The following is a 331-nucleotide window of genomic DNA, read 5'->3' as shown; positions in this document are numbered from 1 at the left end:
GATCACTTGGTTTCGGGTCTACGCCCAGCAACTGAACGCCCTATTCGGACTCGCTTTCGCTACGCCTGCCCTATTCGGTTAAGCTTGCTACTGAACGTAAGTCGCTGACCCATTATACAAAAGGTACGCCGTCACCCCTTACGAGGCTCCGACTGTTTGTATGCATGCGGTTTCAGGATCTATTTCACTCCCCTCCCGGGGTTCTTTTCACCTTTCCCTCACGGTACTGGTTCACTATCGGTCGATCACGAGTATTTAGCCTTGGAGGATGGTCCCCCCATCTTCAGACAGGATTTCACGTGTCCCGCCCTACTTGTCGTACACCTAGTTC

Annotated in this window: 1 rRNA gene; it reads right to left on the bottom strand. The window is 52.6% G+C overall.

Going from position 1 to position 331, the window contains the following annotated elements:
* Positions 1–331, bottom strand: a 23S ribosomal RNA gene (locus tag HZI36_RS26715); the annotation flags it as partial.

The organism is Burkholderia guangdongensis (genome assembly GCF_013403875.1).
In the GTDB taxonomy this organism is placed as follows: Bacteria; Pseudomonadota; Gammaproteobacteria; order Burkholderiales; family Burkholderiaceae; genus Burkholderia; species Burkholderia guangdongensis.
The sequence above is the reverse complement of the archived record's forward strand: the minus strand, read 5'-3'. Positions and strand labels throughout refer to the sequence as shown.